Here is a 9,036-nt window from a genome sequence, read left to right on the forward strand (position 1 = left end):
CTCTACACAGCGGGCAAGCCATGCATATCGCCATTCTCACATTCGATGGGTTCAACGAACTCGACTCGCTGATAGCGCTGAACATCCTGAACCGGGTCAAGAAGCCCGGTTGGCGCGTGTCGATAGCGAGCCCCTCGTCGCACGTGCGATCGATGAACGGTGTGGTTGTCGAGGCGCAAGCATCGCTGGAGGAGGCCAAAGGCGCACAGGCCGTGCTGGTGGGCAGCGGGGTCCGGACGCGGGACGTGGTCGCGGACACGGCGCTGATGTCGCGGCTTAAGTTCGACCCGCAACACCAACTGCTGGGCGCGCAATGCTCAGGCACGCTGATACTCGCGAAGCTTGGGCTGCTTGATGGCGTTCCCGCCTGTACGGACTCAACCACGAAACCGTGGGTCGAGGAGGCCGGTGTCGCGGTGCTCGACCGTCCGTTCGCAGCGAACCGGAACATCGCAACTGCGGGAGGATGCCTGTCGTCGCAATACCTCGCGGCGTGGGTGATCGCGCGCCTCGAGGGCGTCGAGGCTGCACGCAGCGCGATTCACTATGTGGCGCCCGTGGGCGAGAAGGAAGTCTACGTCGAGCGTGCGATGACGAACATCGCACCGTTTCTTTCAAACGCCGCTGACCGACAGCGCCAATCTTGACCGTGCTGATCAGGGTTTGCTGATCGATACGCCACTCGCTTCGTGGCCCGCGTCCCGTGCGAGCCTCGCGTAGCCATAGATCGATACGATGACCAGCGCACCCGCGCACAGAAACGCAAAGCGGAAGTCCTGAAGCGTGAACGCATGCGCGCTCGACACGCCATTGCCGTTGATCGCAGAGGCCGCGCGAAGCGCCGGTAGTGCGCACGACGACCAGGCGTCCGACCGGTACCATCAGCGCGCTGGTAAATGTCACGATCGCGGAAACGCAAACCGTGCGAGACCCGAACCGATCGGCGACCCAGCCACTCGCCGGAATGAAGATCGCGAGCGCGATCATATAGGCGCTCATACCAAGACTGAGCGTATTGAGATCCGCCCCGAACGAGCGAGCCATCTGCGGCAGCGCGGTCGCGATCACCGTGGCGTCAAGATACTCCATGAAGAAGGTCGCGGCCACGACATAAGGGAGCGGCCCGATTGAACCGAAGCTCGATGACGATGATTCGCTATAGTAGGAGGCGGCTTTCAAAACGGCGATTTGCGCATTTCTGAATCCGACGTTGATCTTTAGTCAACGTCAGATCGATCCGCCTCTGACACCGGCGGATTCATGCGATCGAGACGACGGGACGAGGAGGCGCGATGAGCGGATTTAATATCCATTCCCTGACGAGACGGATCGACCTGTTCACGCTGAGTTTGTTTCTGACCGTGGTCGAGGAGCAGCAGGTCCGTCGCGCTGCGTTGCGGGAGAACGTCACGCCGTCTGCGGCGACGAGGCGGATTCTGGATCTGGAGGACGTAGCCGGTCTTCCTCTGTTCGGCCGTTTGCCGGGCGGCATGGTCCCGAGCGCTGCGGGCGAAGTGCTGGCGCGGCACGTGCGCCTGCGGTTTGCGAATCGCGATGTGATGCGCCGCGAAGTCAGCGAATTTACCGAGGGCGCGCGTGGCCATATCCGCGTGAGCTCCACCAGCACCATCATTGTCCATTTTCTTGCACGGGAAATCGGCGGATTCATGCGGGATTTTCCGCTGGCCGACATCGAGCAATTGCGAAACGCGGCGACGGCGCTCGGTCGGGACTTGCGCATCAAGTACAGCGTCAGCACGATGGAAGCTGCCCGCGCCCTGGTCAAGGCGGAACTTGGCGTGACGATTCAGCCGGAAAGCATGCTGTCCAACGAGGATCTGGATAAGGTGATGGCGGTGCCGCTGGACGAATCCTGGGTGCATTGGCAAATCTGTGTCGGCACCACGCGCGGCGAAATCCTGACAGCGGCCACCAAGGCGCTAGTCATGCAACTGACCGATCGCTAGCATCATGGACCTGAACCTCATCGGCCTGTTCGTCGAGATCGTCGAGGCTCGCAGTTTGAGCGGCGCCGCGCGCAAGCTAGGCATGACGCGAGCGAACATCAGCCAGCGACTCAAGCTGCTGGAACGCGAAACGGGCGCGCAATTGCTGCGCCGCTCGACGCGCAGCTTCGAGCTCACGCAAGCGGGGCACATGCTGTACGACTGCGGCAAGCGCATGATGGAAGACCTGTGTACGGCGCGCGCTTCGATCGACAGTCTCGGGCAAACGCTGAGCGGCCGCGTGCGCATCAGCGTGCCGACCGGTTTCGGCCGTATGTTCATCGGCTCGAAGCTGCTCGAGTTTGCATGCGCGCATCCTGGCATCAGACTCGATGTCACGTTCAACAATCGCGTCGAAGACCTGATCGCCGCCGAAGTCGATGTCGCGCTGAGAATCACGCGGACGCCGCCGCTCGATTGCGTGGCGCGCAACATCTGTCCGATCGACTGGCATCTGTACGCTTCGGCGGAGTATATGCAGGCGCATGGTCCGATCGAATCTCCCACTGATCTGCAGCAGCAGACGTTCGTCGCGTCGCCGCATCCAGACCGGCGCGTGACGATGACGCTCACGCACCGGCAGAACGAAACCGATTGGCACGACATCACGATTCAGCCCGCGCTGCAATCGTCCGACTACCCGTTTCTGACGGAAGCGGTGGCTCAAGGCCTTGGTATCGGGCTGCTGCCGGCGTACATCGAATACGCGCCCGAGAGCCGCGGACTCACGCGCATCCTGCCGCAGTATCGCGTCGCGGGGCCGCAAAACACGCTCTATATCGTGACGCTACCCAATCGCTATCCGTCGGCGGCAACGCAGGCGTTGATCGATTATCTGCGCGCTGAAGTCGTGGCGCTCGCGCAAACCTGGGATTGAAGCGGGCCCGCTGCGTCAAGTTTCAGTTAACAGTTCGTCAATTGCCAGTTGGATTGTCAATGCGATAGCTGCCTTCCACAATCGCCCTACACCCAAGACATGGAGACAAGGGCGATGCCAGAAGCTTCTACGGCTGCCGTGAGGCACGAACTGCGCGACGGCATTCTCGTCGTCAGCGTCGACCATCCGCCGGTCAACGCGCTCGGCGCAAAGGTGCGCTATGAACTGCGCGCCGCCATCGAAGCCGCGCAGGACAATCCTGACGTCAAGGCCATTCTGCTGATCGGTGCGGGCCACAACTTCATCGGCGGCGCGGATATCCGCGAATTCGGCAAGCCGCCCGTGCCACCGTCGCTGCCGGAGGTGTGCAACCGGATCGAAGCCAGTTCGAAGCTCGTCGTCGCCGCGATCGACGGCGCCGCGCTCGGCGGCGGCCTCGAAGTCGCGCTGGCGGCGCACTATCGAATCGCGTTGTCCGATGCGAAGCTCGGCTTGCCCGAAGTAACGCTGGGCCTGTTGCCAGGCGCAGGCGGCACGCAGCGCGTGCCGCGTCTGCTCGGTGCCAAGGCTGCGCTCGATCTGATGTTGAGCGGCCGTCACGTCGGCGCGAACGAAGCGCACGCCTTCGGCCTGATCGATCGTATCGGCGCAAGCGCTGACGTGTTGGCCGAAGGTCTCGCGTATGCGCGTTCATTAGTGACGGCACGGGCCCCGGTGCGCCGTACCTGCGATGCACGAGGACTCACGGATCGTGCGGCCAGCCGCGCGGCGATCGAAGCCGCACGCGTCGAAGTATCGAACCGGTCGCGGCATCTTTTCTCCCCACTGAAGATCGTCGATGCAGTGCAAGCCGCGCTCGAAATGTCCTTCGACGATGGCCTGCGCCACGAACGTCAACTGTTTCTGCAATGCCTCGATAGTCCGCAGCGGGCGGGGTTGGTTCATGCGTTCTTCGCCGAGCGCGCCGCACAGAAGGCGCCGGAAACCCGCAAGGCGAAGCCGCGCGCGATCGCGAGCGTCGGCGTGATCGGCGGCGGCACGATGGGCGCGGGCATCGCGGTGGCGCTGCTCGACGCGGGCCTGTCGGTGACGATGATCGAACGCGACGATGCATCGTTGGCATATGGCCGCGCGAACGTCGAGAAGGTGTACAAAGCGCTGATCGCGAAAGGCCGCATGACATCGCAGGCCAAAGCCGCGCTGCTGACGCGCTTCGACGGAAGCACTTCCTACGATGCCTTGGGCACCGTCGATCTCGTCATCGAAGCGGTGTTCGAAGACATGGCCGTGAAGCAGGCCGTGTTCGCCGAACTCGATCGCGTCTGCAAGCCGGGCGCCGTGCTCGCGACCAACACGTCGTATCTCGACATCGATGCGATCGCCGCGAGCATTTCGCGGCCCGCCGACGTGATCGGCCTGCACTTCTTCTCTCCGGCGAACCTGATGAAACTGCTGGAAGTCGTCGTGCCTGCGCAGGTGGGCGCCGATGTCGTCGCCACGGCGTTCGATCTTGCGAAGAAGCTGCGCAAGGTGCCGGTGCGCGCAGGCGTATGCGATGGCTTCATCGGCAATCGCGTGCTGGCGATCTATCGCGCGGCCGCGGATCACATGATGGAAGACGGCGCGTCGCCGTATCAGATCGACCGCGCGGTGCGCGAATTCGGTTTTCCGATGGGACCGTTCCAGGTGTCGGACCTCGCGGGCGGCGACATCGGCTGGGCCACGCGCAAGCGCCGCGCCGCCACGCGCGATCCGAAGTTGCGCTACGTGCAGATCGCCGACCGTATCTGCGAGCGCGGCTGGTTCGGGCAGAAGACCGGGCGCGGCTATTACCTGTATGCCGACGGCGCGCGCACCGGTCAACCCGATCCCGACGTCGAAGCGATCATCGACGCCGAACGCGAGCGCGCCAACATCACGCCGCGCACCTTCACCGATGACGAGATCATGCGGCGCTACATGGCGGCAATGATCAACGAAGGCGCGAACGTCGTGCATGAGGGCATCGCGTTGCGGCCGCTCGACGTGGACGTCACGTTTCTTCACGGCTATGGCTTCCCGCGTCATCGCGGCGGGCCGATGAAATATGCCGATAGCGTCGGCCTTGCCAACGTGCTCGCCGACATCCGCGAGTTCGCGGAAGAAGATCCGGTTTTCTGGAAGCCGTCGCCGCTGATCGTCGATCTGGTCGAACGCGGCGACACGCTCGCGAGCCTCAATCAATCCGCTTGAACCCCGCTTGAACCAAGCTCGTACCCGACACACAGGAGGTAGACCATGCGCGAAGCTGTGATCGTTTCCACCGCTCGCACGCCGCTCACCAAGGCACATCGCGGCGAATTCAATATCACGCCCGGCCCGACGCTCGCGTCGTTCGCGGTGCGCGCCGCGGTCGAGCGCTCCGGCGTCGATCCGGAAACCATCGAAGACGCGATTCTCGGCTGCGGTTATCCCGAAGGCACGACCGGCCGCAACGTCGCGCGCCAGAGCGTGATTCGCGCGGGGTTGCCGCTGTCGATCGCAGGCACGACCGTCAACCGCTTCTGCGCGTCCGGCCTGCAGGCGATCGCGATGGCGGCGGGGCGCATCGTCGTCGATGGTGCGCCCGCAATGATCGCGGGCGGTGTCGAAAGCATTTCCAACATCCAGACGCGTGAAGATGGCGTGAGCGGGCTCGATCCGTGGATCGTCGAGCACAAGCCGTCGCTCTACATGGCGATGATCGATACCGCCGACATCGTCGCGCGGCGCTACGGGATCAGCCGCGACGCGCAGGATCAGTTCTCGGTGGAAAGCCAGCGCCGAACCGCGGAAGCGCAAAAGGCCGGGCGCTACGCCGACGAAATCATTCCCGTCACGACGACGATGGCCGTGACGGACAAGGAAACGCACGCTGTCAGCTACCGCGAAGTGACGGTGTCCGCCGACAACTGCAATCGCCCCGGCACGACCTACGAAGCGCTCGCGAAGCTCGCGCCGGTCAAGGGCCCGGACCAGTTCATCACCGCGGGCAACGCATCGCAGAACGCCGATGGCGCATCCGCCTGCGTGCTGATGGAAGCGAAGGCCGCCGGGCGCGCGAACCTCGCACCGCTCGGCGCGTTTCGCGGTCTTGCGCTCGCGGGCTGCGAGCCCGACGAAATGGGCATCGGTCCGGTGCTCGCGGTGCCGAAGCTGCTCGCGCGTCATGGCCTGACGGTCGACGACATCGGCCTGTGGGAGCTCAACGAAGCGTTCGCGTCGCAGGCGGTGTACTGCCAGAAGCGGCTCGAGATTCCATCTGAACGTCTGAACGTGAACGGCGGCGCGATTTCCATCGGGCATCCGTTCGGGATGACGGGCTCGCGTCTCGTCGGGCACGTCCTCATCGAGGGGCGGCGGCGCGGCGTGAAGTATGCCGTCGTCACGATGTGCATGGCCGGGGGCATGGGCGCCGCCGGGCTCTTCGAAATCTACTGAGAGTAGCGCAGTCATGAATCTGAATTTCACACCCGAGGACGAAGCGTTTCGCGCGAGCGTCGTGCGTTTTCTCGACGAGAAGCTGCCCGCGCGGCTATCCACCAAGGTTCGCAACGGTCTGCGCCTCACGCGCCGCGACATGGCTGAATGGCACGCTATTCTGAATGCGCAAGGCTGGCTGGCCAATCACTGGCCGAAGGAATACGGCGGCCCAGGCTGGAACACCGCGCAGAAGTTCATCTTCGAAAACGAATGCGCGTTGGCCGGCGCGCCGCGCATCGTGCCGTTCGGCGTGAACATGCTCGGACCGGTGCTGATCAAGTACGGCAGCGAGGCGCAGAAGCGCTACTGGCTGCCGCGCATTCTCGATGGCTCGGACTGGTGGTGCCAGGGTTATTCAGAGCCGGGCTCGGGTTCCGATCTCGCGTCGGTGAAGACGACGGCTGTCCCAAGCGTCGACGCTCAGGGCGCGCATTACATCGTCAATGGCCAGAAGACATGGACCACGCTCGGGCAGCACGCGAACATGATCTTCTGCCTCGTGCGCACCGCCAATGACGTGCGCAAGCAGGAAGGCATCAGCTTTCTGCTCGTCGATATGAACGCGCCGGGCGTCGAAGTGAGGCCGATCATCACGCTCGACGGCGAGCATGAAATCAACGAAGTGTTCTTCACGGACGTACGCGTGCCGGTCGCCAATCTCGTCGGTGAGGAAAACAAGGGCTGGACCTACGCGAAGTATCTGCTGACCTACGAGCGCACCAATATCGCGGGCCTGGGATTTTCGATGGCGGCGCTAGCGCGCCTGCGCCACGTCGCGGCGAAGCTCACGAGAAACGGCCGCCCGCTCGCTGATGATCCGCTGTTCGCCGCGCGCCTCGCTCGTGTCGAAATCGATCTGAACAACATGAAGACGACCAACCTGCGCGTGATCGCGGCAGTCGCGGGCGGCGGCGTGCCCGGCGCGGAAAGTTCGATGCTCAAGATTCGCGGCACCGAGATCCGGCAGGAGATCTCCTCGCTGATGCGCCGCGCGATGGGCCCGTACGCGCAGCCGTTCATCGATGCGCTCGTCGACGGCTACGGCGAATCGCACGTCGGCCCTGAAGAAGCCGCGAGCGCCGCGACGCAGTACTTCAACAACCGCAAGCTGTCGATCTTCGGCGGCTCCAATGAAATCCAGAAGAACATCATCTCGAAGATGATTCTCGGACTGTGAGGCGAGACACGATGAATTTCCAGCACACCGAAGACCGCCGCATGCTGGCGGACACGCTGAACCGTTTTGTCGCCGAACAATACGGCTTCCCGACGCGCGATTCGCTCGCGCGCAGCGACACCGGTTTCAGCCTCGAGATGTGGCAGCGCTTTGCCGAACTAGGCATCGTCGGCGCGCTATTCAACGAAGCCGATGGAGGCTTCGGCGGCGACGGTTTCGATATCGCGGTCGTGTTCGAGAGCCTGGGGCGCGGTCTCGTCGTCGAACCTTTCCTCGGTGCGCTCGTGGTCGGACATGCGCTTGCGCAAGCCGGCAACAGTGCGCAGAAGGCGCTGGTCGCGAGCCTGGTCGAAGGACGTGCAGTCGCCGCGCTCGCGCATGACGAACCCGCATCGCATTACGAACTGGCGAACGTGACGACGCGCGCCGTGCGCAGTTCGAACGGCTGGGTGCTGACCGGTGCGAAGGCCGTCGTGCAGCAGGGCGAACAGACCGACTTCTTCCTCGTCTCGGCGCGCACGAGCGGCGCGCCCGACGCCGAAGCCGGCATTTCGCTTTTCCTGATCGAGCGTGACACGGCCGGTGTCGAGTTGCGCGGCTATCCGAAGATCGACGGCGGACGGGCCGCTGAACTGCGTCTGAGCGAAGTCTGCATTTCGGATCACGCATTGCTCGGCGAACGCGATGCGGGCTTCGCGACGCTCGAAGCCGCGATCGGCGCAGGCGTGCTGGCGCTGTGCGCCGAAGCGCTCGGCGCGATGGATGTCGCGAAGGAACATACGCTCGAGTATCTGCGCACGCGCAAGCAGTTCGGCGTGGCGATCGGCAGCTTTCAGGCGCTGCAGCATCGCATGGCCGACATGCTGCTCGAAATCGAACAGGCGCGCTCGGCGGTCATCAACGCGGCCGCCGCGCTCGGCGCGCAACGTCTCGAACGCGAGCGCGCGCTGTCGGCGGCGAAACACACGATCGGGCGCATCGGCGCGCTCGTCGCCGAAGAGTGCATCCAGATGCATGGCGGCATCGGCATGACATGGGAATTGCCGCTCGCGCACTACGCCAAGCGTCTCGTGATGATCGACCATCAGTTCGGTGACGAAGATCACCATCTCGAACGCTATATCGCCTTGAACAGGAGCTGACTTCATGAACGAATCGATTCTTTCGCGCCGCGAAGGCGCGGTGCTGGTGCTGTCACTGAACAACCCGGCCGCGCGCAACGCGCTGACGACGGAAATGTACGAGGGGCTGCCGGTGGCGCTCGCAGAAGCGCAGCGTGACGCCGATATCGGCGCGATCGTGCTTAGCGGTGTTGGCAGTGCCTTCTGCGCAGGCGGCGATCTGAACCGGCTCGCGCAACGTCGCGCGATGACGCCGTCCGACAGGCGCGCAGGCATCGAAGTGCTGCACCACATGATTCGCGCCATCCGCGATTGCAGCAAGCCGGTGATCGCGGCGGTGGAGGGGGCGGCGGC

At 63.9% G+C, this 9,036-nt stretch carries 9 protein-coding genes and 1 pseudogene; 8 read left to right on the forward strand and 2 right to left on the reverse strand.

Going from position 1 to position 9,036, the window contains the following annotated elements:
• The first annotated feature begins 20 nt into the window (after positions 1–20).
• Positions 21–647, forward strand: a complete 627-nt coding sequence (locus GCT19_RS21935) for a DJ-1/PfpI family protein (RefSeq protein WP_152853126.1) — start codon at positions 21–23, stop codon at positions 645–647.
• A 9-nt stretch (positions 648–656) separates the two neighbouring features.
• On the opposite strand, the gene GCT19_RS42845 is transcribed toward GCT19_RS21935, so the two are convergent.
• Together GCT19_RS42845 and GCT19_RS21940 are read right to left on the reverse strand one after the other, a co-directional pair.
• Entirely contained in the window at positions 657–806 is a 150-nt protein-coding gene (locus tag GCT19_RS42845; protein ID WP_193727435.1) for a hypothetical protein, read from the reverse strand.
• Between the two features lie 25 nt (positions 807–831).
• Positions 832–1,179: pseudogene (locus tag GCT19_RS21940) on the reverse strand (MFS transporter); the annotation flags it as partial.
• Between the two features lie 113 nt (positions 1,180–1,292).
• Between GCT19_RS21940 and GCT19_RS21945 the strand changes: the two are divergent.
• From GCT19_RS21945 to GCT19_RS21975, 7 genes are all read left to right on the forward strand, one after another.
• Positions 1,293–1,967, forward strand: coding sequence for a LysR family transcriptional regulator (locus GCT19_RS21945; RefSeq protein ID WP_152853127.1), 675 nt, complete (start codon positions 1,293–1,295; stop codon positions 1,965–1,967).
• Between the two features lie 4 nt (positions 1,968–1,971).
• The gene (locus tag GCT19_RS21950; RefSeq protein WP_152853128.1) at positions 1,972–2,883 is read left to right on the forward strand and encodes a LysR family transcriptional regulator; all 912 of its coding nucleotides are present in this window, start codon (positions 1,972–1,974) and stop codon (positions 2,881–2,883) included.
• A gap of 114 nt (positions 2,884–2,997) precedes the next feature.
• A complete protein-coding gene (locus tag GCT19_RS21955) occupies positions 2,998–5,115 on the forward strand; it encodes a 3-hydroxyacyl-CoA dehydrogenase NAD-binding domain-containing protein (protein ID WP_152853129.1) in 2,118 nt (705 codons plus the stop codon).
• Positions 5,116–5,160: 45 nt separating this feature from the next.
• On the forward strand, positions 5,161–6,342 hold the full coding sequence (locus GCT19_RS21960; protein ID WP_152853130.1) for an acetyl-CoA C-acyltransferase: 1,182 nt from the start codon (positions 5,161–5,163) through the stop codon (positions 6,340–6,342).
• Between the two features lie 13 nt (positions 6,343–6,355).
• On the forward strand, positions 6,356–7,561 hold the full coding sequence (locus GCT19_RS21965) for an acyl-CoA dehydrogenase family protein (RefSeq protein ID WP_152853131.1): 1,206 nt from the start codon (positions 6,356–6,358) through the stop codon (positions 7,559–7,561).
• Positions 7,562–7,572: 11 nt separating this feature from the next.
• On the forward strand, positions 7,573–8,703 hold the full coding sequence (locus GCT19_RS21970; protein WP_152853132.1) for an acyl-CoA dehydrogenase family protein: 1,131 nt from the start codon (positions 7,573–7,575) through the stop codon (positions 8,701–8,703).
• Between the two features lie 4 nt (positions 8,704–8,707).
• Positions 8,708–9,036 (forward strand): enoyl-CoA hydratase-related protein (locus GCT19_RS21975; RefSeq protein ID WP_193727436.1); only part of this gene is annotated, 329 nt, incomplete at its 3' end.

This window comes from Paraburkholderia atlantica, assembly GCF_009362785.1.
GTDB lineage: Bacteria > Pseudomonadota > Gammaproteobacteria > Burkholderiales > Burkholderiaceae > Paraburkholderia > Paraburkholderia atlantica.